This window comes from Caldimonas sp. KR1-144 (assembly GCF_049446155.1).
Lineage (GTDB): Bacteria > Pseudomonadota > Gammaproteobacteria > Burkholderiales > Burkholderiaceae_C > Rivibacter.
Genome location: NZ_JBMSEE010000001.1, coordinates 761,131 through 788,091 on the forward strand (window position 1 = coordinate 761,131; position 26,961 = coordinate 788,091).

The 26,961-nt window shown below is 72.4% G+C and carries 23 protein-coding genes; 9 read left to right on the top strand and 14 right to left on the bottom strand.

What is annotated here, in order from left to right; all coding sequences use genetic code 11:
- The first annotated feature begins 58 nt into the window (after window positions 1-58).
- Window positions 59-643: a hemerythrin domain-containing protein gene (locus ACO2TI_RS03760; RefSeq protein WP_423282106.1), complete on the top strand. Its 585-nt coding sequence runs from the start codon at window positions 59-61 to the stop codon at window positions 641-643.
- Window positions 644-774: 131 nt separating this feature from the next.
- Here ACO2TI_RS03760 and ACO2TI_RS03765 read toward each other — a convergent pair whose 3' ends face one another.
- The 4 genes from ACO2TI_RS03765 to ACO2TI_RS03780 all read right to left on the bottom strand — a co-directional run bounded on the left by ACO2TI_RS03765 (window position 775) and on the right by ACO2TI_RS03780 (window position 4,648).
- Window positions 775-1,449, bottom strand: a complete 675-nt coding sequence (locus ACO2TI_RS03765; protein ID WP_423282107.1) for a GntR family transcriptional regulator — start codon at window positions 1,447-1,449, stop codon at window positions 775-777.
- A gap of 13 nt (window positions 1,450-1,462) precedes the next feature.
- Window positions 1,463-2,851 (bottom strand): aspartate aminotransferase family protein, encoded by a 1,389-nt coding sequence (locus ACO2TI_RS03770; RefSeq protein WP_423282108.1) that lies wholly within the window; start codon window positions 2,849-2,851, stop codon window positions 1,463-1,465.
- A 5-nt stretch (window positions 2,852-2,856) separates the two neighbouring features.
- The gene (locus tag ACO2TI_RS03775; protein ID WP_423282109.1) at window positions 2,857-4,197 is read right to left on the bottom strand and encodes a glutamine synthetase family protein; all 1,341 of its coding nucleotides are present in this window, start codon (window positions 4,195-4,197) and stop codon (window positions 2,857-2,859) included.
- A gap of 109 nt (window positions 4,198-4,306) precedes the next feature.
- On the bottom strand, window positions 4,307-4,648 hold the full coding sequence (locus tag ACO2TI_RS03780) for a YciI family protein (RefSeq protein WP_423282110.1): 342 nt from the start codon (window positions 4,646-4,648) through the stop codon (window positions 4,307-4,309).
- Between the two features lie 100 nt (window positions 4,649-4,748).
- On the opposite strand from ACO2TI_RS03780, the gene ACO2TI_RS03785 reads away from it, so the two are divergent.
- Window positions 4,749-5,315, top strand: a complete 567-nt coding sequence (locus tag ACO2TI_RS03785; RefSeq protein WP_423282111.1) for a hypothetical protein — start codon at window positions 4,749-4,751, stop codon at window positions 5,313-5,315.
- A 35-nt stretch (window positions 5,316-5,350) separates the two neighbouring features.
- Here the strand turns inward: ACO2TI_RS03785 and ACO2TI_RS03790 are convergent, their stop codons facing one another.
- Window positions 5,351-6,529 (bottom strand): AI-2E family transporter, encoded by a 1,179-nt coding sequence (locus ACO2TI_RS03790; protein ID WP_423282112.1) that lies wholly within the window; start codon window positions 6,527-6,529, stop codon window positions 5,351-5,353.
- Window positions 6,530-6,543: 14 nt separating this feature from the next.
- Complete coding sequence (locus ACO2TI_RS03795) at window positions 6,544-6,897, bottom strand: BON domain-containing protein (protein ID WP_423282113.1); 354 nt, start codon at window positions 6,895-6,897, stop codon at window positions 6,544-6,546.
- A 113-nt stretch (window positions 6,898-7,010) separates the two neighbouring features.
- Here ACO2TI_RS03795 and ACO2TI_RS03800 point away from each other — a divergent pair, with 113 nt between their 5' ends.
- Window positions 7,011-9,530: a catalase gene (locus ACO2TI_RS03800; RefSeq protein ID WP_423282114.1), complete on the top strand. Its 2,520-nt coding sequence runs from the start codon at window positions 7,011-7,013 to the stop codon at window positions 9,528-9,530.
- Between the two features lie 132 nt (window positions 9,531-9,662).
- Here the strand turns inward: ACO2TI_RS03800 and ACO2TI_RS03805 are convergent, their stop codons facing one another.
- Together ACO2TI_RS03805 and ACO2TI_RS03810 are read right to left on the bottom strand one after the other, a co-directional pair.
- The gene (locus ACO2TI_RS03805) at window positions 9,663-13,274 is read right to left on the bottom strand and encodes a glycosyltransferase (protein WP_423282115.1); all 3,612 of its coding nucleotides are present in this window, start codon (window positions 13,272-13,274) and stop codon (window positions 9,663-9,665) included.
- A 15-nt stretch (window positions 13,275-13,289) separates the two neighbouring features.
- Window positions 13,290-13,910 (bottom strand): hemerythrin domain-containing protein, encoded by a 621-nt coding sequence (locus tag ACO2TI_RS03810; RefSeq protein ID WP_423282116.1) that lies wholly within the window; start codon window positions 13,908-13,910, stop codon window positions 13,290-13,292.
- Between the two features lie 127 nt (window positions 13,911-14,037).
- Here ACO2TI_RS03810 and ACO2TI_RS03815 point away from each other — a divergent pair, with 127 nt between their 5' ends.
- Window positions 14,038-14,259 carry a hypothetical protein gene (locus ACO2TI_RS03815; protein WP_423282117.1) on the top strand — a complete coding sequence of 74 codons (222 nt, stop codon included), beginning with the start codon at window positions 14,038-14,040 and terminating at the stop codon, window positions 14,257-14,259.
- Window positions 14,260-14,549: 290 nt separating this feature from the next.
- The gene (gene rpoN, locus ACO2TI_RS03820; protein ID WP_423282118.1) at window positions 14,550-16,070 is read left to right on the top strand and encodes an RNA polymerase factor sigma-54; all 1,521 of its coding nucleotides are present in this window, start codon (window positions 14,550-14,552) and stop codon (window positions 16,068-16,070) included.
- A 196-nt stretch (window positions 16,071-16,266) separates the two neighbouring features.
- On the opposite strand, the gene ACO2TI_RS03825 is transcribed toward rpoN, so the two are convergent.
- The 5 genes from ACO2TI_RS03825 to ACO2TI_RS03845 form a co-directional block, all read right to left on the bottom strand.
- Window positions 16,267-17,184: a YihY/virulence factor BrkB family protein gene (locus ACO2TI_RS03825; protein ID WP_423282119.1), complete on the bottom strand. Its 918-nt coding sequence runs from the start codon at window positions 17,182-17,184 to the stop codon at window positions 16,267-16,269.
- Window positions 17,181-17,372: a hypothetical protein gene (locus ACO2TI_RS03830; protein ID WP_423282120.1), complete on the bottom strand. Its 192-nt coding sequence runs from the start codon at window positions 17,370-17,372 to the stop codon at window positions 17,181-17,183. Before ACO2TI_RS03830 ends, ACO2TI_RS03825 begins: the two co-directional genes overlap by 4 nt.
- 78 nt (window positions 17,373-17,450) lie before the next feature.
- Complete coding sequence (locus ACO2TI_RS03835; protein ID WP_423282121.1) at window positions 17,451-19,391, bottom strand: AsmA family protein; 1,941 nt, start codon at window positions 19,389-19,391, stop codon at window positions 17,451-17,453.
- Entirely contained in the window at window positions 19,384-21,876 is a 2,493-nt protein-coding gene (gene ligD, locus ACO2TI_RS03840) for a DNA ligase D (RefSeq protein ID WP_423282122.1), read from the bottom strand. Before ligD ends, ACO2TI_RS03835 begins: the two co-directional genes overlap by 8 nt.
- Window positions 21,877-21,897: 21 nt before the next feature.
- Window positions 21,898-22,755 (bottom strand): Ku protein, encoded by an 858-nt coding sequence (locus ACO2TI_RS03845; RefSeq protein WP_423282123.1) that lies wholly within the window; start codon window positions 22,753-22,755, stop codon window positions 21,898-21,900.
- Between the two features lie 118 nt (window positions 22,756-22,873).
- Between ACO2TI_RS03845 and ACO2TI_RS03850 the strand changes: the two genes are divergently transcribed.
- The 3 genes from ACO2TI_RS03850 (at window position 22,874) to ACO2TI_RS03860 (ending at window position 25,599) form a co-directional block, all read left to right on the top strand.
- Complete coding sequence (locus tag ACO2TI_RS03850) at window positions 22,874-23,224, top strand: four-helix bundle copper-binding protein (protein WP_423282124.1); 351 nt, start codon at window positions 22,874-22,876, stop codon at window positions 23,222-23,224.
- Window positions 23,225-23,326: 102 nt separating this feature from the next.
- Window positions 23,327-24,265, top strand: a complete 939-nt coding sequence (locus ACO2TI_RS03855; protein ID WP_423282125.1) for a hypothetical protein — start codon at window positions 23,327-23,329, stop codon at window positions 24,263-24,265.
- Between the two features lie 92 nt (window positions 24,266-24,357).
- On the top strand, window positions 24,358-25,599 hold the full coding sequence (locus tag ACO2TI_RS03860) for a cation:proton antiporter (protein WP_423282126.1): 1,242 nt from the start codon (window positions 24,358-24,360) through the stop codon (window positions 25,597-25,599).
- 39 nt (window positions 25,600-25,638) lie between these two features.
- Here the strand turns inward: ACO2TI_RS03860 and ACO2TI_RS03865 are convergent, their stop codons facing one another.
- Entirely contained in the window at window positions 25,639-26,115 is a 477-nt protein-coding gene (locus ACO2TI_RS03865; RefSeq protein WP_423282127.1) for a hypothetical protein, read from the bottom strand.
- Between the two features lie 125 nt (window positions 26,116-26,240).
- Between ACO2TI_RS03865 and ACO2TI_RS03870 the strand changes: the two genes are divergently transcribed.
- Complete coding sequence (locus ACO2TI_RS03870) at window positions 26,241-26,837, top strand: hemerythrin domain-containing protein (RefSeq protein ID WP_423282128.1); 597 nt, start codon at window positions 26,241-26,243, stop codon at window positions 26,835-26,837.
- The last annotated feature ends 124 nt before the right edge of the window (window positions 26,838-26,961 follow it).

Sequence of the window (26,961 nt, forward strand, 5' to 3'; positions counted from 1 at the left end):
TCGCTCGCTGGCGACGAATGCATTCCGCGCGCGTGCCAGGTGATGCGGGAGCTGAAACATGATCTTTGATGCCATCCGCGAAAGTCATGATTTGCAGCGTGACCTGTGCCGCAAGCTCACGGCATCGCGCGGCGACATGGCTGCGCGCCAACTGCTCTTCCTGCAGTTGAAGGTCGAGCTGATGGCGCATGCGGCGGCCGAGGAACGTCACCTGTACGTCCCGCTGCTGATGGAGGACGGCGGCCTCGACGCGTCGCGCCATGCGCTGCACGAGCACCACCAGATCGACGAGTTGCTGGACGACCTGTCCGTGCGCAACAAGAAGCAGGCCGGCTGGATCGCAACCGCGAAGAAGCTCAGCTTCAAGGTGCGCCACCACCTGAAGGAGGAGGAGTCGAAGTTCTTCCAGCTCGCCGGGCGCCTGCTGTCGCAGACGAAGAAGAAGCAGCTTGCCCGCAAGTACACGCAAGAGATCGTGCGCATGCGCAGGCACTACAGCGCCAAGTACGAAACTGTCGTCGTCGCGGCGTCGACCGGCCTCGTCAAGCCTGCGAAACGCGGGGCCGACAGGCCCGCCACGAGCGGCAGCGCGAGCGCGGGCGCCCAACTGCGAGGCAAAAGCGAACCGCGCCGCACGCGCTGATCAAGCGCCAACGAGGGCATGCAACGAACGTCCAGCGACGTCGTCAGCCCACCGGTGAATCGCGCGACGCAGTTGTGAACCAGGAAGGAACGGCCGTCGGCTCCGCGCCGAATTGCGGCAAGCCGCCTGACTCATCGGGCGTTGGCGCTGCTGGCCTTGATCCGCTGCCGCAGGAACTGGCCCGCGACAAAGATGTCCTTCTCGACGGCGCGGCGCACGCCTGCACTGTCCCGGCGGGCTAGCGCCTTGAGCAGGTCTTCATGGGCGTCGTTCAACACCGCCGAAGCCTCGGGCGTGTCGAACAGCTGGTTCGAGATCGGGCCGGCCTTGAGCCACAGCGTGTCGATCAGCTCGAAGAGCATCGGCGAGCCCGCCGCCTTGTAGAGCATCACGTGAAAGTCTTCATTGGCCGCCAGGTAGCCCTCGGCGTCGCCCTTGGCCAGCGTCTTGGCCATGCGCTGGCACAGCGCGGCCAGGGCCTTCACGCCGGCGGCGTCCAGCCGCGCCGCGCCGCGCTCGGCGGCTTCGCCTTCCAGCAGCATGCGCATCTGCAGCAGGTCGTCGAACTCGGGCAGCGACAGCCGCGGCACCGCCACGCCTGCATTGGGCACGTTGACCAGCGCGCCTTCGGCGGCGAGCCGCTGCAGCGCGGCGCGCACCGGCATCTCGCCCACCCCCAATGCCGCCGCCACCGTGCGGATCTTCAGCCGCTCGCCGGGCTGGAAGCGGCCCACCGTGACCCATTGCCGCAGCGTGGCGTAGGTGTCGTCCTGTTGGGTGGTGGTCGGCGCGGGGGCAGTGGGCATCGGGCGATGAGGGTCAGCCGGTGAGCTCGGCCAGTATCTCGTCGAAAGCGGCGAGCAAGGCGGCCACGTCGGCGTCGGTGGTGTCGGGGCAGACCAGCATCATGTTGTGGAAGGGCGTGATCATGACGCCGCGGTTGAGCAGGGCCAGATGGATCGCCTGCTCCAGATCGGCATCCATGGCCGCGCCGGCTTCGCTGCCGTTGCGCGGCGGCGTGGCGCAGAACTGGAACTCGCAGCGCGCGCCCACCTGCGTCACGCACCAGGGCAGGCCGCGCTGCGCGATCACGGCGCGCAGGCCCTCTGCCAGGCGCGTGCAGCGCGCATGCAGCGCGGCGTAGACCTCGGGCGTCATCAGCGTGCTCAGCGTGGCGCGCATCGCGGCCATGGCCAGCAGGTTGGCGGTCAGGGTGGTGCCGATGCCCGAGTGGCCCGGCGGCGCCGAGCGCTTGGCGGCTTCGGCCAGCGCGGCCAGCTCGGCGCTGAAGCCATAGGCGGCGCAAGGCATGCCGCCGCCAAGGGGCTTGCCGATCACGACCGCATCGGGCGTCAAGCCATGCGCGCGCGCATAGCCGCCGGGTCCGCTGCTGATGGTGTGGGTCTCGTCCATCACCAGCCTGGCGCCATGCCGGTGGATGAGGTCGATCGCTCGCTCCCAGAAGCCGGGCTGCGGCAGCACCATGCCGATGTTGGTCATCACCGGCTCGGCCAGCACGCAGGCCACGTCGCCCGGCGCCAGCGCGGCCTCGAGGGCGGCAAGGTCGTTGAACTCGACCACGCGCGTGGTGGCGGTCAGGTCGTGCACCTGGCCGAGCAGGCTGTCGCGCTGCACCGGCCGGCCATTGACCAGGTCGACGAACACATCGTCCACGGTGCCGTGGTAGCAGCCATTGAAGACCAGCAGCACACGGCGACCCGTGGCCGCGCGCAGCCAGCGCAACACGAAGCGGTTGGCGTCGGTGGCCGTCATGGCGAACTGCCAATGCGGCAGGCCGAAGCGCTCGGCCAGCAGGGCCGACACGGCCGCGGCATCGGCGCTGGCCAGCATGGTCGTCAGACCTCGCGCCGCCTGGGCCTGCAGCGCGGCCGTCACGGCCGGCGGCGAATGGCCGAACATCGCGCCGGTGTCGCCGAGGCAGAAGTCGATGCGCGCGTGCCCGTCCACGTCGACCAGGCGCGCGCCGCGGGCATGGTCGACGTGCAGCGGAAACGGCGTCGACCAGTCGTTCATCCAGTGCAGCGGCACGCCGAACATCAGGTGCCGGGCGGCCTGCGCGGCCAGGGCCCGCGAGCGCGGGTTGGCCGCCGCGTAGCGGGCGCGCTCGGCCGCGGCCAGCGCGTGCACGCGCTGCGGCGCGATGCCGGTGCGGGCGCGGTTCGTCGTGGTGGTGGTGGTGGTGGTCATGATGGTCAGACCAGCAGCAGCAGATGCTCGCGCTCCCAGGAGCTGATCACCCGGTTGTAGGTGGCGTATTCGAGTTCCTTCACCGCGCAGAAGGCGTCGACGAAATGCTCGCCCAGCACCTCCTTCACCGGGTCGCATGCGCGCATGGCCTCGATCGCGTCTTCGAGGTGGCGCGGCAGTTCGTGGCTGACGTTCCAGGCGCTGCCGGCGGTGGGTTCGGTGGGCCGCAGCCGGTCGCGCATGCCCAGCCAGCCGCAAGCCAGCGTGGCGGCCATCGCGAGGTAGGGGTTCACGTCGACACCGGGCACGCGGTTCTCGATGCGCCGCGCCTCGGGGCCGGACTTGGGCACGCGCAGGCCGCAGGTGCGGTTGTCGTAGCCCCAGTGCACGTTGATGGGCGCCGACATGTAGGGCGCCAGCCGGCGGTACGAGTTCACATAGGGCGCGAACATCGGCATCAGCTGCGGGATGTAGGTTTGCAGGCCGGCCAGGTAGTGCATGAACAGCTCGCTCGCCGAGCCGTCCTCGCGGCTGAAGACGTTGCTGCCGTCCGATGTGCTGACCAGGCTCTGGTGGATGTGCATCGCGCTGCCCGGCTCCTGCTCCATGGGCTTGGCCATGAAGGTGGCGAACACGCCGTGGCGCAAGGCCGTCTCGCGCACCGTGCGCTTGAAGAGGAACACGCGGTCGGCCAGGTCCAGCGCATCGCCATGGCTGAAGTTGATCTCCATCTGGCCGGGGCCGGCCTCGTGAATCAGGGTTTCGACGCCGAGCTGATGCTGCTCGCAGAAGCTCGACAACTCCATGAAGAAGGGGTCGAAGTCGTTGACCGCGTCGACCGAATAGCTTTGCCGCCCGACCTCGGGCTTGCCGGTGCGGCCCAGCGGCGGCTGCAGCGGCTCGTGCGGGTTCTGCTGGCGCGCGACCAGGTAGAACTCCATCTCCGGCGCGACGACCGGCCGCCAGCCCTGGCGCTCGTACAGCGACAGCACGCGGCGCAGCACGGCCCGCGGCGAGAGCTGCACGGCACGGCCGTCCCATTCCTGGCAGTCGTGGATCACCACCGCCACCGGCTCGGCCGCCCAGGGCACGACGCGCACGGTGGCCGGATCCGGCAGGCAGACCATGTCCGGGTCGGTATCGCCGACGAAGGGACCGTTGTCCGGCTGCTGGCCGTTGACGGTGTTCAGCAGCACGCTCTTCGGGATGCGCATCTCGCCGGCGGCGAGAAAGAGGTCGCGCGGCAGGATCTTGCCGCGGGCGATGCCGGTCATGTCGGGGATCACGCACTCCACTTCGTGGATGCGGTGCGCGACCAGGAATTCGGCGAGCAGCTTGCTTGTCATGCCCGCAGTGTAGCGCCACCCCTAAAATGTGATCACAAATGTCGACCTGCTTGCTTAGCAAACGTCTTTCGTCGACTTTTATGATCTCAAAACGCTCTTCCAGGATCCCTCAGGACTGCGGGTCAAACTGGAAGACGCGCAACTCCTGCTCGCATCGGCAGGCCTTCGCGATGCGCGCGGCCCAGGCCACGGCCTCCTCGCGCGTGGGCAGTTCGAGCACGGCAAAGCCGCCGTCGAGGGGCGGCGCCCACGGATAGCCGCCCTCGCTGAACCTGCCGTCGGCCGAGACGAGGACCGGCGCCACGCCTTCGTCGATGCCCCCGGCGAAGACATAGACGCCGGCGGCCTTGGCTTCGTCGATCACGGCGTGGGCGTCGCGGCCGACCGCCTCCCACTCGCCGTCGGCCACGACCATCGCCGCGCTGGGAAAGGAAATCAGGTACTTGGCCATCGTGCTTCCTCCTTTGGCACGCAACACACCCGCAACACATGCAACCGGCCCGCCGCGCGCGCGAAGCCGTGCTGCAACCGGCCGCAAGCATGCTCCGCCCATGGATCCCACGCCGACCTCGCATCGCGCCGCCGCCTACGACACGCTCTACGACCTCGCGCTGCAGGGCCCGCCGAACACGGGCTGGCTGGTCGCCAGCGCCGTGGCGCTGGTGGTGGCCCTCGTCGTGCTCTGGCGCCGCCGCCGGCAGCGCCATGGCCTCGGCGTGCGGTGCTTCTTCACGGGCGCCAGTGCGTTGATCCTGCTCGCGACGGGCTTCTCGGTCTGGGACCACCAACGCCTGCAGGCCGCCCTGCGCGAGGGGCAGACCTTGGTCGTCGAAGGTGCGCTGCAGTCTTACAGCGTGCAGCATCGGGCCGAGTACAACAGCTCGACCAAGCGCTACGACCGCAGCATCGCGGAGTCGTTCTACGTCGGCGCGGTGCCCTTCGGCTTCATCCGCGACGCGTCGGTGGCGGGCTACACCAACAGCGGCGACGAGCCGCTGAACTTTGCGCAAGGTGAGACGCTGCGCGTGCACTACGTGGAAGATGCGCCGGGCGAGTTCGACAGCCGGCGCATCGTGCGCCTCGAACGCCTGCGCCTGCCGAACCCGAGTGGCCGCTGAGCCAGGGCCCGACGTCGCCGAGCCCGACCCGGCCCCTACAGCCGCTTCGCCGGCGCCCTCGCCGTTGCCTCGCCTCCGCCTGGCGCGCCCCCGCCCGCCAGGCTGCGCCGCCACGCCGTGCGCACGTCGCGCTCGTCTTCCAGCAGCACGCACACCACCCGACACGAGCGCCAGCGCCGGCAAAGGCTGCGCACCGCGATCAGCATCGGCACCGCGAGCATCGCGCCGGCCAGCCCCCACAGGCCGGTCGCCAACATCACCGCGACCAGGATCGCCAGCGGATGCATCGCCAGCCGGCGGCCCACGAGCACCGGGCTGACGAAGTTGGACTCGATCGCGTGCACCAGCAGCGCCGCCGCGGCCGGCGCCAGCATCTCGGTCAGGCCGTCGAAGTTCTGCGCACCGACCACGAGCAGCAGCGCCGCGGTGAGCAGCGGGCCGAGGTAGGGAATGAAGTTCAGGATCCCCGCCGTCGTGCCCCACAGGCCCGGGTTGGGCACGTCCAGCCAGGCCAGCGCCAGGCCGATGGCGATGCCGACCCCGGTGTTGATGATCGCCTGCGTGGCGATGTAGCGGCCGATGTTGCGCTGCGCGTCGCGCATCGCGGCGAGCACGAGGCAGCGCGTCCGCGTGCGCGGGAAGAGCTTGCAGGCGCGCTCCAGCAGCCAGCGCTCGGACGCGAGCAGGAAGAACACCAGCAGCAGGCTCGCGGCGGTGCCGAGCAGGAAGGCGGTCGTGCCGCCCAGCAGCGACCAGGTGGCCTCGGCGCTTTCGATGGCGATCTTCTCGTGCAGCGGATCGGACGGCGGCTGCTGCGGCGACGGGTCGCGGCCCTTGGGCCGCGGCGGCGGTGGCGGCGGCGCGATCAGCGGGATGCTGGCGCGCCATTCGTCGACGCGGTCGATCAGCCGGTTGATCGTCTGCGGCGCGTCGCGCCACCAGCGCGAGGCCGGCTCCGACAGCGCCGTCGCCATCAGCGCCGCAGCCAGCAGCAGCCCGCCGACCGACAGGCCGGCCGCCAGCACCGGCGGCACGCCCCAGCGCGCCAGCTGGCGCACCAGCGGCGCCAGCGCGAAGGCCAGCACCAGCGCCACCACCATCGGCACGAGAACCGCCTGACCGAGGTGAACGACGACCAGCAGCGCGATCGCCAGCAGCGCGCGCAGCGCCCACGGCCCGGCAGCGGGTCTTGCGGGCCGCGCGCTGCCGTCCATGGGCACGCGCAGCGCTACTGCGTCGCCGGGCGCACCACGATGTCGTTGCGCACGCTCTTCACGTCGGGCACGTTGCGGGCGATGTCGCCGGCGAGCTGGCGCTCGCGCTCGGAGGCCGCAAAGCCTGCGAGCTGGACGACGCCGTTGAGCGTCTCGACCTGGATGCGCATCGCCGAGACCGTCGGGTCCGCGGCCATGCGCGTCTTCACGCGCGTGGTGATCGTGGTGTCGTCGACGTACTGGCCGACGCTGCTCTGGCCGCTGCTGACCGCGCAGCCGCTGGCCAGCAGCGCGGCGCTGCCCGCCGCCGCCAGGGCCAGCACGAGGTGGACGGCGGCCGACGATCGCTTCGAGGTCATGCGAGCCATGGGGATCCTCCTGTTGGCGCTGGGGTCTTGCCGCTCAGCAGGCAAGCCGCATTCCTGAGGCATGGCGTTTGCCACGGCGGTCTTCATCGCGCCATCCCTCCCGCGAGCCACCCATGCCCAACCACCGCAAGCCCCCGAAGAGCCCGAAGAGCCAGCCGAGCCGGCCCGCCCCGGCCGCAGCGCCGCCCCGCGACCCGCCCTCCGGCACCGCCGCGCAGGTGCGGCTCGGCAGCCTGCTCGGCAGCGTGTCCGGCCCGTCGGACGCCGAGATCGACCCCGCGTCGATCGCCCGGCTGGCCGAAGCCAACCACCAGGCGCTCGCGCGCCAGCGCGCGGCCGTGCAGCAGCTCGCCGCGGCGCGCCCGTGCAACGCGGCCAAGGCCCTGGAGTACGGCGCCGAGAACGGCGGCGTGCCGCGCGAGGGTGTGTGCACGCCGTCGGACGAACCGCTGGCCGGCGCGAGCACGGTCAACGAGGAGGCCGCTTCGGAGAAGACCGGCGAGGGCGACGTGCATCTCGGCCACAACCCCGGCAACGAGTCGCTCGACCGCGTGCGCGTGGACTCGCAGGGCCAGGCGCTGACCACGGCGCAGGGCGTGCGCATCGCCGACAACCAGCACTCGCTGCGCGCCGGCCTGCGCGGGCCGACCCTGCTCGAGGATTTCGTGCTGCTCGAGAAGGTGATGCACTTCGACCACGAGCGCATCCCCGAGCGCGTGGTCCATGCGCGCGGCTCGGGCGCGCACGGCTACTTCGAGTGCACGCAGTCGCTCGATGAATACACGGCCGCCGCGCCGTTCGCCTTCGAGGGCAAGCGCACGCCGGTGTTCGTGCGCTTCTCCACCGTGGCCGGCGAGCGCGGCTCCACCGACCTCGCGCGCGACGTGCGCGGCTTCGCGGTCAAGTTCTACACCGACGAGGGCATCTGGGACCTGGTGGGCAACAACATGCCGGTGTTCTTCATCCAGGACGCGATGAAGTTCCCCGACCTGGTCCACGCGCTCAAGCCCGAGCCGCACCACGCGATGCCGCAGGCCGCGAGCGCGCACGACACCTTCTGGGACTTCGTCTCGCTGATGCCCGAATCGACGCACATGCTGATGTGGCTGATGTCGGACCGCGCGATCCCGCGCAGCTACCGCATGATGCAGGGCTTCGGCGTGCACACCTTCCGCTTCGTCAACAAGCTGGGCGAGGCGACACTGGTGAAGTTCCACTGGACGCCGCTGGCCGGCACGCATTCGCTGGTGTGGGACGAGGCGGTCAAGCTCAGCGGAGCCGACCCCGACTTCCACCGCCGCGACCTGTGGGAGGCGATCGAGGCCGGCAACTTTGCGCGCTGGGACCTGCAGCTGCAGCTGTTCAGCGAGGAAGAGGCCGAGGCCTTCAGCTTCGACGTGCTCGACCCGACCAAGCTCGTGCCCGAGGAGCTGGTGCCGCTGCGCACGGTGGGGCGGCTGGTGCTCGACCGCAACCCCGACAATTTCTTCGCCGAGACCGAGCAGGTCGCGTTCTGCACCTCGCATGTGGTTCCGGGCATCGACTTCACCAACGACCCGCTGCTGCAGGGCCGCAACTTCTCCTACCAGGACACCCAGCTCACGCGCCTGGGCGGGCCCAACTTCCACGAGATCCCGATCAACGCCTCGCTCGCGCAGACGCACAACAACCAGCGCGACGGCCTGCACCGCCAGGCCATCCATCGCGGGCGCGTCAGCTACGAGCCCAACTCGCTGGGCGGCGGCTGTCCGTTCCAGGCCGGGCTGCGCGGCTTCGCGAGCCTTGCGCTGCCGGTGGCGGGCGACAAGCTGCGCGCCAAGCCGGAGAAGTTCGCCGACCACTACACGCAGGCGCGCCTGTTCTGGGCCAGCCAGTCGCCGATCGAGCAGCGCCACATCGTGGCCGCCTATGCGTTCGAGCTGACCAAGGTGCAGACGCCGGCGGTGCGCGAGCGCGTGGTCTCGATGCTCGCCAACGTGCATGCCGAGCTGGCCGCGGGCGTCGCGGCCGCGCTGGGCATCGCGGTGCCGCAGCCGATGCCGATGGCGATCGACGAGGAGCCGCAGCCCGAGGTCACGGTCTCGCAGGGCCTGTCGCTGCTGGCGCGGCCCGGCGACGGCGAGATCACCGGGCGGCGCGTCGCGCTGCTGGCGGCCGAGGGCCTCGTCAGCCGCGAGCTGATGGGCGTGCACGCGGCGCTGCTGGCGGCCAAGGCGGCGCCGCGCTTCGTCGCCTCGCGGCTCGGGCGCATCGACGGCAGCGAGGAGGTCGCCGTCGATGCCGAGATCACCTTCGAAGCCGCACCGTCGGCGGTGTGGGACGCGGTGGTCGTGCCCGATCTCGGCGAGCGCGACGGTGCGTCGGCCGTTGCGGAACCGCTGGTCGACTTCGTGCGCGACCAGTACCGCCACGGCAAGCCGATCCTGATGCTCGGCGCCAACGAGTCGCTCGCCGCGGCCTGTGGACTGCAGCGCTTCCTGCCCGACGGCCAGCCCGATCCGGGCATCGTGATCTGCGGCGTCGACACCGACGCCGAACTCGGCAACGACGAGCCACTCGACGTGACCGCGGCAATCGCGGCGTTCGAGAAGGCCATCGCGGCGCATCGCCATCACGAGCGGATGGGGCTTTAGCCTCCTATCGCGCCTGCGGGAGAGCGGATGACTCCCTCTCCCGCGTGCGGGAGAGGGTTGGGGTGAGGGTCGAAGCCCTCGGCCGGCACGAGCCCCTCACCCCTGCCCTCTCCCCGAGGGAGAGGGAGCTGATCACCCGGCGTCCGGCGCCTGCGCGCGCCGGTGCTCGCGCAGGCGCAGCACCGCGCGCTGCCCCGCTTCGAGCGCATGCATCCCGCCGTCGCCGCCCCAGGCACCGAAGTGGCCGGCGAGCTCGATGTCGCGCGCGGCGAACCATTCGCGCAGCGCCTGCACGCGCGCGGCGCGCGCGCCATCGTCGAGCGGATAGGCGCCGGGCAGGCGCAGCTCCCACTGCGCGACGACGGTGTCGTGCGGGCGGATCAGCCCGAGACGGCGGCAGGCGAGGAGCAGCGCCTGCACGCCGGGCTCGTCGCGCGCGGCGGGCTCGCGTTGCGCCTCGGCCCCCGCCGGCTGCGCGATGTCGAGCCGCACGATCACCAGGCCTTCGCGGAACGGGCTCGCGTTCGTTCCGAACGAGCGCGACGCGGTGCACACCAGCGCGCGCTGGAACGGCGCGCTTGCCGGCAGGTAGAGGCAGCGGTCCACCGCCAGCGGATCCGCGCGCCGCAGGCCGAACCACAGGCAGCGCGCCGGGCGCGTGCGCAGCTGCGCTGCGGCGCGCCGCAGCGGCGCCGGGATGTCGCTGCCGCAGGCGGCCACCAGGTCGGGCAGCGGCATCGTGCTGACCAGCGCCTCGTAGTGCACCGAGCGGCCGTCGTCCAGGCGCGCGGTGTGCGACGACGGCGACAAGCGCAGCAGCGCCGTCTTCAGCGCCACCTGCGCATCGATGCGCCGCGCGCAGGCATCGACCAGCGCCTTCGCGCCGCCGCGCGCGGGGGCCGGGAGGATCAGCGTCGCGCTGCGCCGCGCATCGGCGCGACCGGCGGCATGAGCGATCGCGCCCGCCTCGTCGCTGCCGAACAGCGCGGCTTCCGGCGCGCCGCCGGCGAAGCTGATCACCGTCGTGCGCCACTGCAGGTTGCGGCCGAGCAGGCGCTGCATCAGCGTGCGCGCCGCGTCGCTGTCGGGCAGGCCCAGGTCGGCGTACTCGAACTCGCAGCCGCCGGCGCGCGCGCTGCGCAACGAGGCCCCGAGCCGGTCGGCGCGCTCGACCAGCAGCGTGCGCGCGGCCAGGCCGTCCTGCCCGAGCTGCCAGGCCGCGGCCAGCCCTGCGACGCCGCCGCCGACGACGAGGTGCGAGATCGAGCGCGTGCGCACGCGCTTGGCGTGCGGCATCGCCGGCGCGTGCGGCGGCGCGTACGGCGGCGGCATTGCGGTCTCGTCGTCGACCGCGGCCGGCTCCAGCGGCGGGCGCGCCAGCACCTCGTCGAGCAGCGCGCCCGCCCGCTCGGCGGCGCGCTCCCACGACGAGGCCTCGACGAGCTCGCGCGCGCGCGCCTCGCGCTCCTCGCGCCACGCCGGCCGCTCGATCAGCGCCTTCACGCAGGCGACGACGAAGCCGCCGTGGTCCTGCGCCAGCGTCACCGCCTCGCCGTACAGCGCCGGCACGTCGCCGACCGCCGTGGCGACCACCGGCTTGCCGCTGGCCAGGTACTCGAGCACCTGGCCGGGACAGGCGAAGCGCGTGGCCGCGTTGCGCGCGAACGGCAGCAGGCACACGTCCCAGCTCGCCAGCAGGTGCGCCAGCATGGCGTGCGGCTGCAGGCCGAGCCAGTGCAGGTTGTCGCGCCGCGGCAGCCGCGCGGCGTCGATGCGCGCGATCGGGCCGACCATCACGATCTGCCATTGCGGGTCGGCGTCGGCCAGGCGCTCGACGAGCGCGAGGTCGAGCCGCTCGTCGATCACGCCGTAGAAGCCCAGGCGCGGCGTGCCGATCGGCTGCATCAGCCGCTGCGCCTCGCCCTGCGCCGCGCAGCCGTCGGCCAGCGCGTGCGGCGCGAAGCGCCGCGCGTCGACGCCGTTGGGCAGGCAGTGGATGTTGGCGTGGCTGTCGCGCCGCGCCTCGAACAGGCGCGGCCCGCCGGCGAGCACCAGCTGGGCGCTGCGCATCAGCGCGCTCTCGCGCTGGCGCAGCTGGCGCGGCGCGTCCTTGAACGCGCTCAGGTCCTCCACGCAGTCGTAGACCACGGCGCGCGGGCGCAGCGAGGCTGCCAGCGGCAGCGCCATCGCGGTGCAGAACCACAGCACCAGCTCGCTGCCGTCGAGCGACTGGAAGTGGCTGTCGAGCAAGGGCTTGAGGCCGGGCAGCTGCGCGTCGTGGAAGCCAGGCTCGTCGATCGGCGTGTGCGGCGTGATGACCTCGATGCCCGGACCCGCGCTCGAGCACACCAGGCGCGCCGGGCCCGGCGCCGGAACCGGCTCCTCGACATAGACGACGCGAAAGCGCTGCGCGAGGCGGCCCAGCAGCTGCTGCGGGCGCGCGAACACGCCGCGCCAGCGCACGTGCGAGAACGCGACGATGGTGACCGCGGGCGGCGGCGGCGCGCTCGCCGCGGGCAGCTGCGGCTGCCATGCGCGCAAGGCGTCCTGCAGCTCGGCCACCGGCACGCGGCGCAGCGAGTCGTCGACCAGCACCGGCCCGGCCGGCTGTGGCTGCGCGTCGTCGCGGATGTCCCACAGCCCGCTGTGGTGCCACACCGCGGTGTCGTCCCAGTCGTTGCGGTCGACCAGCGGGTACAGGCACAGCCCGGCCAGCGGCACGCGCCGGCGCTGCGCCGCGCGCGCCTGTGCACAGACCTCGTGCAGCCAGGCGGTGCGCTCGCTGCCGACATGGCTGGTTTGCAGCAGCAGCGCGCGCCGGTAGCGCCGCGCGGCCTCGTCGAGCAGCTCGGCCAGCGGCCGGCGGCGCGGGTCGCTGCCGTCCCACGCGAGGCGCTGCTGCGAGGGCAGCTCCCACTGGCTGCTCGCGTAGTGGCACAGGCCGATCAGGTCGAGCGCGCGCTCCTGCCCGCCGAGCTCGGGCGCCTCGCGGCCGAGCAGCATGTCGAGCACGCGCCACTGCGACGCGTTGGCCTGGCGCGCGAGCGGCTCGTCCGCGCGCGCGGCGGCCACCACGTGGCCGAGCGGCTCGATCGCCATGAAGCGCGCGCGACTGTCGGCGGCGCGGATCGCGGCGGTGGCGCGCAGCGCCGCCGTGACGAGTCGACGGCGGATGCGCTCGCTGCGCGCCTCGGACTGCGCGCGCTGAGCGGGCGTGTCGGGCGGCGTGAGCACGGGCGGCTCGCCGGGGCGCCCGAACATGCCGCTGGCCGCGCCCCACGCCGCCAGGCCGATCTCGTCGATCGGCGTGTAGACCGGCGCGTCGTCGTGGTAGGGCGCGAGCGCGCTGGCCACGTCGTAGGCGAACTCGGCAAAGCGCTCGACCAGCCGGTCGTCGTCGAGCGAGAGGTCGTCAGGCAGGCCGTGGTGCATCAGGCTCCACAGCACCTGCACGCCGGCGCGGCGCGCCTGCTCGGCCATCTCGCAGGCGCGCGCCAGCCGACGCCGGCGCTCGCGCGGCTCGGCGATGCGCCAGCCAACGCTCTCGCGCACCGCGCCGATGCCCAGCTCGCGCGCGGCGGTGTAGTCCTCGGCGAGCATGCGCAGGTGGCCATTGGCGGCGGCCATGTCCAGGCGTTCGCCGGCGCGGTTGACGTGGTCGGCGCCCTCGAAGCCGCCGATCCAGAACGAGCGCAGCCACGGCGCACCGGGCTCGCCGGCCTGCGCGGAGAAAGCTTCGGCCACGGCCGGGTCAACCGCTCAGGGCGTGACCGGACCGGCCCCCGCGCCGGTGGTCGACGCGCTGCCCGCCGGCTCGAAGCCGTTGTTGCCGTTGGCCGCGCCGACCTGGCGCATCACGCGGGTCAGCTCGACCGGCTCGGGGAAACTGGCCAGGAGTTCGGAGCGGCGGATGTCCATGTCTTCCTTCATCGCCACCCAGTCGAGCTTGGCGCCCTGCAGGATCGGGAAGATCTCCAGCTCCTCTTCCTTGATGTGGTTGCGCACGTACTCGCCCAGCACCGCGAAGTAGGCCGAGTACTTCTTGTCGCTCGGGCCCATCTTGCGCAGCGTGTCGATCAGGCGGCGCGTCGCGACGTGCTCGACCTCGGCCTCGTCGACCACCTCTTCCTCGACCATCACGCGGCGCGCCGCCGGGTAGAGGAACTCTTCCTCGAGCGTGGCGTGCATGGTCAATTCGGCGCAGGTGCGCTCGACGAGGCGTCGCGCGCCTTCAGGGTCTTCGTCGAGGTCGAGCAGGCTGAAGTCGTGGAACGCCTTCTTGGCCCGCTTGTGGTCCTCCTTGAGCGTCTCGAGCACGGCCGCGCGTGCATTCGCCACCACGCGCAGGCGGTTGCGATTGACCAGATGTGCATGAGGCATGGCGATCTCCGTGTGAGGCGCAGGCGCGCCCGGCGGCGCATCGCTTCAGCGCGACTCGGCAACCGCCGTTCCCGCATCCGGCACGCAGCGTGCCCGCGCAACAACTCGAAACCCTGGAGAGATCGCGATGAACAGGAAACCCGGCACGACGCGGCCCAACGTCGAGGGCCGTCCGGCGCCCCGCCTGCCGCACGAGCGTGACGAATCGGCGGACTCGCAGGCCGACACCGGCAACGACATCGAGCGCATGGGTCGGCGCGGCTACGAAGACCGGCTCAGCGGCCGCGTCGACACCGGCCTCGGACCGGTGCTCGACCGCGTTGCGCGTCGCCTGCGCAAGACGCCCTGACATTTGGTCACGAAGCACGCGGCACCGGCCGACGTGCATTTCGTGACAGTCGCCGGCCAGGGCCTGCGCCGGGGCCAAAGCTGCGGCAATTCGGACCGCGCGGCGCAATCACTACCGGCCTCGCACGGCCGTTCGGTGCCGCCTCGGCGCGCGGCGCAAACGGCGCAAAGCCTTGAACGGCGCGGGCTGCGGGCCCGCGTCCACGCGCCCCCGCATTCGTGGCATGGCGGTTGCAGAAAGAGCTCCGCCGCCCATTCGTTTTCAGCACGCCCATGTCGCTGCCACCGCCCATGACCGCCATCACCCTGCGCACCGAGGCGCGCCAACAGACGACGCTGTCGCCGCGGCTGCAACAAGCCGTACGCCTCCTGCAGATGTCGTCGACCGACTACCTGCAGCAGCTCGGCGAGCTGATGCAGAAAAACCCCTTCCTCGAAGTCGAGGACAGCGACGGCGAGCCGCAGGTCGCGCCCGGCAGCGCCGATCCGCTGGCCGCTGCTGCGGCGGCAGCGGCGGCCCCCGAGACGAGCGAGATCCCCGCCGTCGCCGAAAGCGACGCGACGCTGGGCGAGGCGACGCCGCTCGAGGGCGGCGACGTGATGGACAGCCAGGAGCTGTGGCAATCCGACGGCAGCCTGGGCAGCGGGCGCGGCGGCGGCAGCGAGGACGGCACCAGCATCTTCGACCGCCTGCAAGGCGAGGACACGCTGGCGGGCTCGCTGCACGGCCAGCTCAACCTGCTGCCGCTGTCGCCGCGCGACCTGGCGCTCGCGCATGCGATCGTCGACTGCCTCGACGACGACGGCTACCTGCGCATTCCGCTGGAGGACCTGACCAGCGTCGTCGCGCCGGACGACCCGGCCAGCGTCGAGGAGCTGCGCATCGCGCTGCGGCGCGTGCAGTCGCTCGAGCCGCTGGGCGTGGGCGCCACCAGCGTCGCCGAATGCCTGCGGCTGCAGCTGCCGCTGATTGCCGGCGAGCGCGAGCGCCATCTCGCCGAGCAGATCGTCTGCGAACACCTCGACGAGCTGGCCGCGCACGACATCGGCGGGCTGGCGCGCGCGCTGCGCTGCGACGTGGTCGAGATCGAGGCGGTGTGCGAGCGCATCCGCCGGCTCGATCCGCGCCCGGGCTGGCGCTTCGGCAACGCCGGCATCCAGTACCTCACGCCCGACGTGATCGTGAAGAAGGTGCGCGGCCAGTGGACCGCGAGCCTCAACCCCGCGGTCGTGCCGCATGTGCGGCTCAACCTCGTCTACGCCAAGATGTTCGAGCGCCATCGCTGCGCGCACAACGGCGAACTCGCCGACCACCTGCAGGAAGCCAAGTGGGCGGTGCGCAACGTCGAGCAGCGCTTCGCGACCATCCTTTCGGTGGCGCAGGAGATCGTGCGGCGCCAGAAGCACTTCTTCGACTACGGCCCGCTGGCGATGAAGCCGCTCGGCCTGCGCGAGGTCGCGCGCGAAGTGGGCCTGCACGAGTCGACCGTCTCGCGCGTGACCAACAACAAGTACATGGCCACGCCGATGGGCGTGCTCGAGCTCAAGTACTTCTTCTCGCGCGCGATGTCCACTGCCGGCGGCGGCGCCTGCACCGCCACCGCGATCCGCGAGCTGATCCACGAAATGATCGCCGCCGAGGACCCGACGCGCCCGCTCTCCGACGGCGAGATCACGCGCCAGCTCGGCCGGCAGGGCCTGGTGGTCGCGCGCCGCACGGTCACCAAGTACCGGCAGTCGATGCAGATCGAGTCGGCCGACCGGCGCCGCAAGCTGGCCTGGCCGGCGCAGGAGTCGGCGCGGTCGGCGTGATCTGATCTCGCGGGCTGCTGCGTTGCCCCCTCACCCCCGCCGCCCTCTCCCCCTCGCGGGGGCGAGGGAGTCTCCAATGCAGCGGTTCCGCAAAAAGGCCCCCGGGGAACCGGCGCCAGATCGGGGGGACGCCAAAGGGCAGGCGCTCGGAGGGACCCCCGGGGTAGCGGATGAACGGCAATCGGCGTGCCCGCCGTCAGCGGGCGCGCGCGACGGCGGTGGCGGCAATCGGTCCGGCCGACGCGCTGAGCGAGCCGTGGCGGTGCGCGAAGGCGCGCGTCAGCTCGGCGCCGAACAGGAACACCTGAGCCGAGTAGTAGACCCACAGCTGCAGCACGACGAGCACCGCCGCGGCGCCGAACGCCGAGGCGATCGCACTGCGGCCGATGTACAGGCCGATCAGGCTCTTGCCAAGCGCGAACAGCGCCGCGGTGGTCATCGCGCCGAACCAGACATCGCGCCAGGCGATCTTCACTCGCGGCAACCACTTCAGGATCGCCGCGAACATCAGCGTCAACAGCGCGAAACTGGTCGCCGCGTCGAGCGTCTGCACCAGGCTCGCGACCCCGTTGAATCGCGGCGCCCACACCGTGGCCAGCGCCGAGATGCCCGCGCTGACGAGCAGCGAGACGATCAGCAGGAAACCGATCGCCAGCACCATGCCGAACGACAGCAGCCGCGTGCGCACCAGCTGCCACCAGCGCCGCGAGCCCGGCCGCGGCGCCTTGGGCACGCCCCAGATGCGGTCCATCGCCGCCTGCAGCTCGCCGAACACCGTGGTCGCGCCGACCAGCACGACGCCGACGCCGACCACGGTGCCGATCACTCCGGCGCGCGGCTGGTCGAGCCGCTCGAGCGCCTGTTCGATCGTCGCGGCGCCGTCGGGGCCGATCAGGCCCGCGAGCTGCTCGAAGACCTCGCCGCGCGCTGCCTGCTCGCCGAACAGCAGTCCGGCGATCGAGATCGCGATCAGCAGCAGCGGCGCGATCGAGAACAGCGTGTAGTAGGCCAGCGCGGCCCCCATGCTCGCGGCATGGTCGTCGAACCAGGCCTGGCCGGCTTCGACGAGCAGGCTCCAGGTCTCGTGCAGCGGAGCGTGCCCGAAGCCGCTCACTGACTGGCCGCGGAGGCCGGCGGCATGCCAGGGCTGGGCGTCGGCGTGGTGGAAGGCGTTGGCGTGCCGGGCGGGTTCTCCGGCGCGTTCGGCGGTTTCGCGCGGTCGCAGCCGCCCAGCATCGTCGCTGCAAGCAGGGCCGATGCGATGGCCACTCCGACGGGTCGCGTCGCGCGGATGCGATTCATGAGCGTCTCCTAGGTTGCGCCGCAGGGCAGGCAGCCAGGCGCGGCAAGCGGGATGCCTGTGCGCCCGGCGCGCCCACTTCAGCCGCAAGGCGCCGGCGCCGGCGCCCCCGGGTCCACCAGCGGCAGCACGGCCGCCGGCGGCGCGATGAAGCCCAGCGCCAGCGCGGCCAGCACGCGCGGCACCAGCCGTCCGCCCTCGACGCCGACGCGCGGCTGCGCGAGATGGCCGCTGACCACCAGCGGCGAGCGCAGCGACAGCAGCGAGACGTCCTTGGGGCGCACCGTCGCGCGCAGCGCGAGCGACTCGTCGCGCAGGTCGATGCGCCCGTCGACGCGCACGGAGCTGTCGCGGTTGTCGAGCATCGCAACCGTTGGCGTCGCGATGCCGTCGCGGATCTGCAGGTCGACGCGCGCGCAGCGCAGCGGCAGCGGCTCGTCGCCCTTGACCGCGACACCCAGTGACTCCGCGATGTCGACGCCGGCCAGCTCGGTGACCAGGTGCGAGAGCGTGCCGTTGCGAAGCTGCAGGCGCGCCTTGCCGTCCATCGAGGCGAGCAGCTCGGCGGTCGAGCGCCCGCGCCCGCTGACGTTGATGGCGGCCACCAGCTCGCCCGTCACGTAGGGCGGCGGCGGCGCGGCAACGCCGTTGGCCGGCGCGCGCCGCGGCGCACGGCGCACGCCGCGCACCCAGTCTTCGATCGCGATGCCCTGCACCGCGAGATCGGCGCTCCACAGCGCCGGGTCGCCGCGGCCGTCGAGCCGGGTGCGCCCGCTGAGAAGGCCCTTGCCAAGCCCGGCGCGCAGGTCCTGGATCCACAGCACGCCGTCGGCCAGCCGCACGCGCGCCTTGACCTCGCCCAGCGGCGCGAGCGCCGCGCTGCCGAAGTCGAGCTGGTCGACGTCGACCGCGACGTCGGCGTCCATCGCGCGCAGGCGGGGAATGTCGAAGCGCCGCGCCGGCAGCACGCGCTCGCGCGGCGCCTGGGGCGGGCGCGCGCCGGTGCCGACGGCAGGGCCGAGGTCGGCGAAGGCGAGCCGCTTGCCGCGCAGCGTGCCGCCCAGGTGAGGCCGCTGAGCACGTCGTTCGAAGACGAACTCGCCGGCCAGCTGGCTGCTGCCGATCACCGCGCGCCGCGCATCGAAGCGCCACCGCTGGCCTTCGCGGCTCAGGCGCCCGGCGATGTCGAACGGCGGCGTGGTCGGCAGCGTCAGCCCCAGCGGCACGCCGATCGCGGCGAGCGACGGCCCCTCGACCCGCACCTCGCCTTGCAGCGTGCGCGCGGCCGCCAGCGGCGCCAGCGCGCCATCGAAGCGCAGCCGCGAGCGGCCGGCCTCGCCGTCGAGGCGCAGCAGCACCTGCTGCGCATCGTGGGGCGCCGGGCTGAAAACCGCGCCCAGGCGCAGCGGCATCGCGCGGTAGTGGCCCGTCACCTGGGCGCGAAAGGCCGGCGTGCCCGCGGCGCCGTCGACCGCGCTCAGCGCGATGCGCAGCTTCGTGCGCAGGGGCCGGTCGTCGAGCTCGATCAGCCCGTCGGGCACGGCCATGCGGCCCACGCGCGGCAGCGGCGGCGGCGCTTCGTCGGGCGGCGGCGCCGGCGCCGCGCCCGCGGGGCGCCAGTTCGCCTGGCCGTCCTCCAGGCGCACGAGCTGCGCGCCGAGCGTGCGCGCCGACACCTCGCGCAGCACCAGCTGCTCGCCACCGCGCCAGCGCCACAGGTCGCCCCAGCCGGTGCTGATCTCCAGCGCGGTCGCGAGCAGCAGGTGCGGCACGCCGAACTCGCGCCGGCTGTCCACCTGCAGCCGGCCGATCGCGACGCGCGGCTGCGCGCGCAGCAGGTGCAGCTCGAAGCCCTCGTCGATGCGCACCGGCGCGCCGACCGCGTCCGACAGGCGCTGCTCGACGCTCGCGCGCAGGAAGCGCCAGCCGCTCCATTCGGCGAGCAGCAGCGCCGCGATCAGCAGCAGCGGCACGGCGGCCGCCCACGGCAGCCAGCGTGCGCGCCGGCCGACCTCAGCCATCGCGTGCCCCAGTGCGCCCGGCTCGCAGCAGCGCGCGTTCGGCATCGCGCAGCGTGCGGCGCGCATCCTCGTAGCCCGCCCACGGCGCATTGCCCTGCGGGCGCGCGTCGATCGCCTCGCGCAGCGTCAGGCGCAGCGGCGCGGCGGCATCGAGCTCTTCCCATTCGATCGGCAGCGACACCGGCAGGCCGGGGCGCGCGCGCACGCTCCAGGCGCAGGCCGTCGTCGCGCCCGGCTGGTTGCGCAGGTAATCGACGAAGACGCGGCCGACGCGCCGACGCGGCCCGGCGATCGCGACGAAGCGCTCCGGCAGCGTGCGCGCCAGGTGCTCGGCCACGGCCTTGCAGAAGGCCTTGCCGCGCTCCCAGCCGCAACGTCCTGCGAGCGGCACGACGACGTGCAGGCCCTTGCCGCCGCTGGTCTTCACGAAGGGCTCCAGCCCGAGCTCGAGCAGCATCGTGCGCAGCAGCTTCGCGGCCTCGACGACGCGCGGCCACTGGACGCCCTCGCCCGGGTCGAGGTCGAAGCTCAGGCGCTCGACCACGCCGGGGCTGCGCGACCACGCGCCGACGGTGTGGAACTCGAGCACGTTCCATTGCACGCAGGCCATCAGGCCCTGCGGCACCGCGATGCCCAGCATGCTGTCGTCGTCGCCCTCGATCGCGACCTCGTCGACGCCGTCGAGGCCCATCTGCGCCGGCTTGTGCTTCTGGAAGAACATCTTCGCGCCGATGCCGCTGGGCGCGCGCAGCACCGCGGCGGGCCGCTGCGCGAGGTGGGGCGCGATCCATTCGGCGACGCGCGCGTAGTACTCGGCGACCTCGGCCTTGGTCGCGCCGCTGTGCGCGTCGACGACGCGCTCGGGGTGCGTGAGCTTGTAGCCGCCGGCCTGGCTGGCGGTGGCGTTGGCGGCGGCGGACTTTGCAGAGGCCTTGGCGGCCGGCTTCTTCGCTGCCGGCGCATCGCCGAGCTCGCGCGCGGTCTCGATCGTGATCTGCCGCGCCGGCTTGTCCTCGCGCAGGCCGCGGAACGAGGCCTGGCGCAGATGGCCGTCGGCGGTCCAGCTCGCGAAGTCGGCCTCGATCACCAGGCGCGGCTCGACCCAGGCGATCGTGCGCACCGGCTTCGGCCCGTCGGCGAAGGGGCTGCTCTCGCGCTGCAGCGGCTCGAGCCGCTTGCGCAGCATCGCCAGCTGCGACGCGCTGAAGCCGCTGCCGACGTTGCCGACGTAGCGCAGCGGCCCGGCCTTGCCGGGCGCAGCCTGCACGCCCAGCAGCAAGGCGCCGAGATCGGCGCGGCTGCCCTTCGGATGCGTGTAGCCGCCGACGACGAACTCCTGCGACAGGCGGCACTTGAGCTTGAGCCAGTCGGTGTTGCGACCACTTGCGTAGGGCGCGTCGCGCCGCTTGGCGATCAGGCCTTCGAGGCCGAGCTTGCAGGCCGCGGCATGCAGGTCGCGCCCCGTCTGCTCAAAAGCAGAACTGAAGTGGACCACCCCGCCCTCCTCACCGAGCAGCTCACGCAGCTTGGCGCGGCGCAGTTCGAGCGGCACGCCGCGCAGGTCCTTGCCTTCGCAGAACGGCAGGTCGAACAGGTAGTAGTGCAGCGCATCGGCACCGCGCGCGCCATTGGCCAGCGCGGCCTGCAGGCCGGCGAAGTCGGGCAGGCCCTGCTTGCCGGGCATCACGACCTCGCCGTCGTACCAGCCGTCGGGCAGGCGCAGCGCGGCGAGCGAGCGCGCCAGCGCGGCGAAGCGCTCGGTCCAGTCCAGGCCGTTGCGGCTGAACATGCGCACCTGCTTGCGCTCGATGCGCGTGAGGATGCGGTAGCCGTCGAACTTGGCCTCGTAGAGCCAGTTCGATTCGTCGGCGGGCGGCGACTTGACGAGCGTGGCGAGCTGCGGCGCCAGCGTGTCGGGCAGCTCGGCGCGCGGCGCGTTCTTCAGCGCGCGTCCGGGCGCGTCGGGCGCCGGTGCGGCGCGCGCTTCATGCGCTGGCGCGGGCGCGTCGGCCGACGCCTTGCTCTTGAACAGCAGCCACTGGCTCGGGTCGCGCGTGCGCACCAGCGTCCAGTGGCCGCGCAGTCGCCGTCCGCGCAGCTCGAAGTGCAGCTTGCCGCGCGCCAGGCCGCGGCGCGGGTCGCCCTCGGGCTGCCACTCGCCGCGGTCCCAGATCTCGACCGTGCCGGCACCGTACTGGCCGGCCGGGATGCGGCCCTCGAACGAGCCATAGGACAGCGGATGGTCCTCGACCTGCACCGCCAGGCGACGGTCGGCCGGATCGTCGCTGATGCCGCGCGGCACCGCCCAGCTCTTGAGCGTGCCGTCGAGCTCGAGGCGGAAGTCCCAGTGCAGCCGGCGCGCGTGGTGCTCCTGCACGACGAAGGCCAGCGACCCCGCGCCGCGCGCCGCGGCCCGCCCGCCTTCGGGTTCGCGGGTGATGCGGAAGTCGCGCTTGGCGCGGTAGCGCTGCAGCGGGTCGGCCATCGCTTCGGTCCTTGCGGCGCCTCATGCGCGACGGCGTGGGGCCGCACGCCGGGCGCGCGGCTTGGCCTCGGCCTTGCCGGCCGACGGCGGCTTGGCGAGGCTGCGCTTGAGCAGCTCGGTGAGATCGACCACGTTGCTGCCGCGCAGGTCGGCGGCCTCCTCGACCGGCTGCACGCGCTCGGTCTGGCCGCGCTCGAGCTTGCGCTCGACCAGCGCCATCACCGCGGCCTGGAAGCGGTCCTCGTACTGGGCCGGGTCCCAGGGCCGCGCCATGTCCTCGATCAGCGCCATCGCCATCTTCAGCTCGCTGTCCTTGACCGCCGCCGCGCCCTTGCCGTGCGGCGGCACCTTCAGCGCCTCGGCGCTGCGGATCTCGGCCGGCCACCGCAGCGTGTCGAGCATCAGCAGCGCGCCGTCGGGGATCAGCGCCGCGAGGTGCTCGCGCGTCTGGATCACGACGCGCGCGATGCCCACGCGCTGCGCGGCCGACAAGGCATCGCGCAGCAGCGCATAGACCTTGTCGCCCTTGCCCTGCGGCTCGAGGTAATAGGGCCGCTCGAGCAGCACGAAGGGAATCTCGGCGGGCGACACGAAGGACTCGAGCTCGATCGTCTGCGTGGTGCGCGGATAGGCGGCCTTCACCTCCTCGTCGCTCACCAGCACGTACTCGCCGTCGGCGTGCTTGACGCCGCGCACGATGTGCTCGCGCGGCACTTCCTTGCCGGTGCGCTTGTTGACGCGCTTGTAGCCCACCGGGTCCATGCTGCGGTCGTCGAGCCAGTCGAAGTCGATGCCGCCGCTGCTGGCGGCCGGATAGATCGCCACCGGCACGTGCACGAGGCCGAAGCTGATGGCGCCCTTCCACAAGGCCCTGGGCATCGCAGGCTCTCCGTTCGTTCAGTCCTTCAGCCGTTACGGCACACGCCGTGCCCACGCGGCACGGCACCCGGATTGCCGATGGCGTCGACATGACATACCGAAAGAAAGAGAAGCCCCCATGAACGACACCGCCCACAGTCCCTGCGTGAACGCCTGCAACCTCTGCGCGGCCGCGTGCTCGCATTGCGCCCGGGCCTGCCTCGAGGAACCCGACGTCGCCGCGCTGGCGCGCTGCATCGGGCTCGATCTCGACTGCGCGGCGGTGTGCCAGCTCACCGCCGCCGCGATGGCGCGCGGCAGCGAGCTCGGTCCGGTGCTGTGCGAGTTCTGCGCCAGCATCTGCGAGCGCTGCGCGGCCGAGTGCGCACGCCACGAGCACGACCACTGCCAGTCCTGCGCGTCGATGTGCCGTCGCTGTGCGGTGAGCTGCCGCGAGGCGGCCGACGCCGGCGCCGACACGCTCGCGTGATCGCGCGTTCGGCCTCGCTTCACAGGTACAGCGATTGCCCCCCCGCTGCACGGGTTCGAAGCCTGCTTCGGGCCTGAACCGACATGCATGAAAGGACCAGCGATGAACCAGCGTGACGACATGTACCGACGCGGCGGCCAGGACTATGGCCGCCAGTCTCAGGACCGCTCTCGCGAGTACGGCGAGGGCCGCTCCGGCGGGCAGCGCAGCGAAGGCGGCAGCAACTACGGTGACTGGCGTCCTTCCGAGAGCAGCTACGGACGCGGCCGCCAGGACGAAGACATGATGGGCGACTACTACAGCGGCGGCGCGCGCGGCATGGGCGGCGGCAGCTACGGGCCCGAGGGCGGTTACGGCAACCCGTACGGCGGCGGCTATGGCGGCTATGGCGGCGGCCAGCAAGGCGGCTACTACGGCAGCCAGGGCGGCTACGGCGGCCAAGGCTACGGGCAAGGCTACGGCCAGCCCTACGGCGGACAGCGTGGCGGCGGCCAAGGCGGCTACGGCAGCCACGGCGGCGGACAGGACTGGGGCAGCCCGCAGCAAGGCTACGGCCAGAGCGGCGGCTACTACGGCAGCGGTGGAGGCTATGCCGGCCAGGGCGGCCAGGGCGGCCAGAGCGGCTGGCGCGGCGGAGGCGGCAGCAGCTACATGGGCGGCTACGGGCAGCAAGGCGGCTACGGCAGCCATGGCGGTGGCGCGGGCGGCTATGGCGGACAAGGCTCCGAGCAGCAGTGGCAGCGCGACTTCGACCCCGACTACTACAGCTGGCGCAGCGAGCAGATGCGCAACCTCGACGAGGACTACCGCTCGTGGCGTGAGGATCGCTACAAGAAGTTCTCCGACGACTTCTCGCAATGGCGGCGTTCGCGCACGAACCAGGGCTCGTCCGGCGAACAGGGCAGCTCGGGCTCGAGCGGCGCGGGCTCGAGCGGCAGCTACGGGGCCAGCGGCAGCACGACCGGCAGCAGCACCTCGCCGAGCACCGGCTCGGGCAGCAGCGGTTCGTCGACCGGCTCGACCAGCCGCTCGACGAAGTAGCCCGCGGCCGCGGCGCGCCGCGAGCAGCGGCGCGCCAAGCCGCATCGACACGGAGCCCGCCGCCGGCGGGCTCTTTGTTGGGCGATCCACCGATGCTCACGCCCACGCTGCTGGTCCTCGGGGTCGTGCTGGTAGCCCTGGCCATTGCCGAGGCGCCGGTGCGCCGCCTGCCGTTGACGCCCGCGGTCGTCTACCTCGCCGTCGGCTGGGGCGCCGCCGGTGCCGTGGGCGGGCTGCCGACGCAGCTGTGGATGGTCAACGCGCCCTCGCTGTCGCTGGTCGCCGAGTTCGCGCTGCTGATGTCGCTGTTCGCGGTCGGCGTGCGCCTGCGCGTGCCGCCCGACCCGCGTGCGTGGCATGTCGCGCTGTGGCTGGCCGGGCCGGGCATGGTGCTGCTGATCGTGCTGGCCGGCGCGGTGGCCTGGGCGGTGCTGGACCTGCCGTGGGCCGCCGCGCTGCTGCTCGCCTCGGTGCTCGCGCCGACCGACCCGGTGCTGGCTTCCGACGTGCAGATCCGCTCCGAGCGCGACCGCGATGCGGTGCGGCTTTCGCTCACCGTCGAAGGCGGCCTCAACGACGGCACCGCGCTGCCTGCGGTAATGCTGTGCCTGGGCTGGCTGGGTCTGCACGAACTCGGCGAGCACGGCGCGCGGTGGTGGTGGCACGACCTGCTGTGGCCCATGGGCGGCGGCGCGGCGGTCGGCATCTCGATCGGCCTGCTGCTCGGCCAGGCGCTGCGGCGCAGGCTCGAGCACGGCGACCCGCTGGTGCGCGACGAGCTGATCTATGTCGGCGCCGTCGCGATCGCCTACGCGCTGGCGCGCTGGCTGAAGGTCTCGACCTTCGTCGTCGCGTTCGGTGTCGGCGCGACCTTGCTGATCCCGGCGCAGCGCAGCCGCGCGACCTCGCGCGATGCGGACCTCGCCGAGCGCCTGCACGCGTTCGGCGCGCGCCTCGAGCGGCTGGTCGAGGCGCTGCTGGTGCTGGGCATCGGCGCGGCGCTCAGCGGCCTGACCTTCCACGTCCGCGACTGGCTGTTCGCCTTGCTGCTGCTGGTGCTGCTGCGTCCGCTGTCGGTGTGGATGGTGGTGCGCCCGGGCATGATGTCCGTCGAGCAGCGCCGCCTGGTCGGCTGGTTCGGGATCCGCGGCATCGGCAGCGTGTACTACCTGCTGTTCGCGCTGGAGCATGAGATCGACACGCCGATCGCCGGCGCGCTGGCGAACGCCACGCTGCTGTGCGTGGCGTTGTCGATCCTGCTGCACGGCATCTCGGTCACGCCGCTGATCGACGCGCGGCGGCGCTCGTCGCGAAGCGGGGGCGAAGGAGGCTGAAGGCCCCCTCTCCCGCACGCGGGAGAGGGAGCTTCACACCTACGTCTTCGTGCGCTGCGGATCCCCCGGACGCCGCGGCTCGTCGCCCGCGCGTTCGCCGGCATCCGCCTCGTCGTCGCCTTCCTCGTCGTCGTCCATGAAGGCGAGGTCGGGGTCTGCCTCCTCGTCTTCGGCGGGCTGTTCCTCGCCGGCCGTGCGGCCGACGTCGACGATGCGGTCGGTCGAGATGTCGGGCGCCTCGCGCGGGCCGGCATCCGAGCCGGCGCTGCGCCGCTCGCCGGTGCCGGCAGCGTCGGACGACGGCCCGCCGTCGAGGATGTCGCCGCTGACCAGCGGGCGCGTCGCGTCGCCTTGCATCGCCACGTCGACCGGCTGGTTCGGATCGCCTTCCTCGCGATCGACGCCGGTCATGTCGCTGCCGCTGTCCGAGCTGTCGCTCGGGCCGAGCGACCCCGCGTCGCGGCCGCGAGGTTCCTTCGGGGCGCGTTGCCCGCCAAGCACGCTACGGGTTCCCATGACGTTCCCTTTCGTTGTGCGAGCACTTCGATCCTTGATCGGCAAGCGGCGTGCCGTCACGCGAGGGCGGGAACCGCGCTTGCCCGCCGTGCAAGGACAAGTACGCCGTCCACAGGAGCCGCCCCATGAGCGTTCTATTCGAGAAGGTCCTTCCCAGCGCCACGCAGTCGATCCGCCACGACCACGAGCACATCGCGGCGCTGTTCCACAAGTTCACGCCCGAGGTCTCGCCCGCCACCTGCGCGGCGCTGGTGCGCAACCTGTGCACCGCGCTGGAGATCCATGCGCAGCTCGAAGAGGAGCTGTTCTATCCGGCGCTGCGCGCGGCGGGCCTGGAGGATCCTGTGCTCAACCGCAGCATCCCCGACCACGACGAGGTGCGCCGTCTCGCCTCCGAACTGCGTTCGCTGGACGAGCAGGATGACGAGCTGATGCCGCTGCTGCACGAGCTGATGCGCACCGTCTTGCACCACGTCGCCGACGAGGAAGCGGTGCTGCTGCCGCGCGCCGAGCAGCTGCTCGGCAGCGAACGGCTCGTCGAGCTGGGCGCGCAGATGGCCCGGCGCCGCGCCGAGCTCGCAGGCCCGCACGCAGGCGAGATGGCGCACGACATGGCGCGCATCGCGCCGGCCAAGACCGCCGTGCTGACGCTGGGCGCGATGACCGCTGCCGTGCTCTTGGCGCAGGCCTGGCGGCACCGCCGGGGGCATCACCACCTCTAGGTGTGAAGCTTCAATAGGTTGTATCGGGTGTTCATCCGGATGGGGTTTGAGAGACTGGAAGTCGCCAAACCTCAATCCAACCCAAAGAGCCGACCCGGATGAACACCCATAAGCATGCCCGATT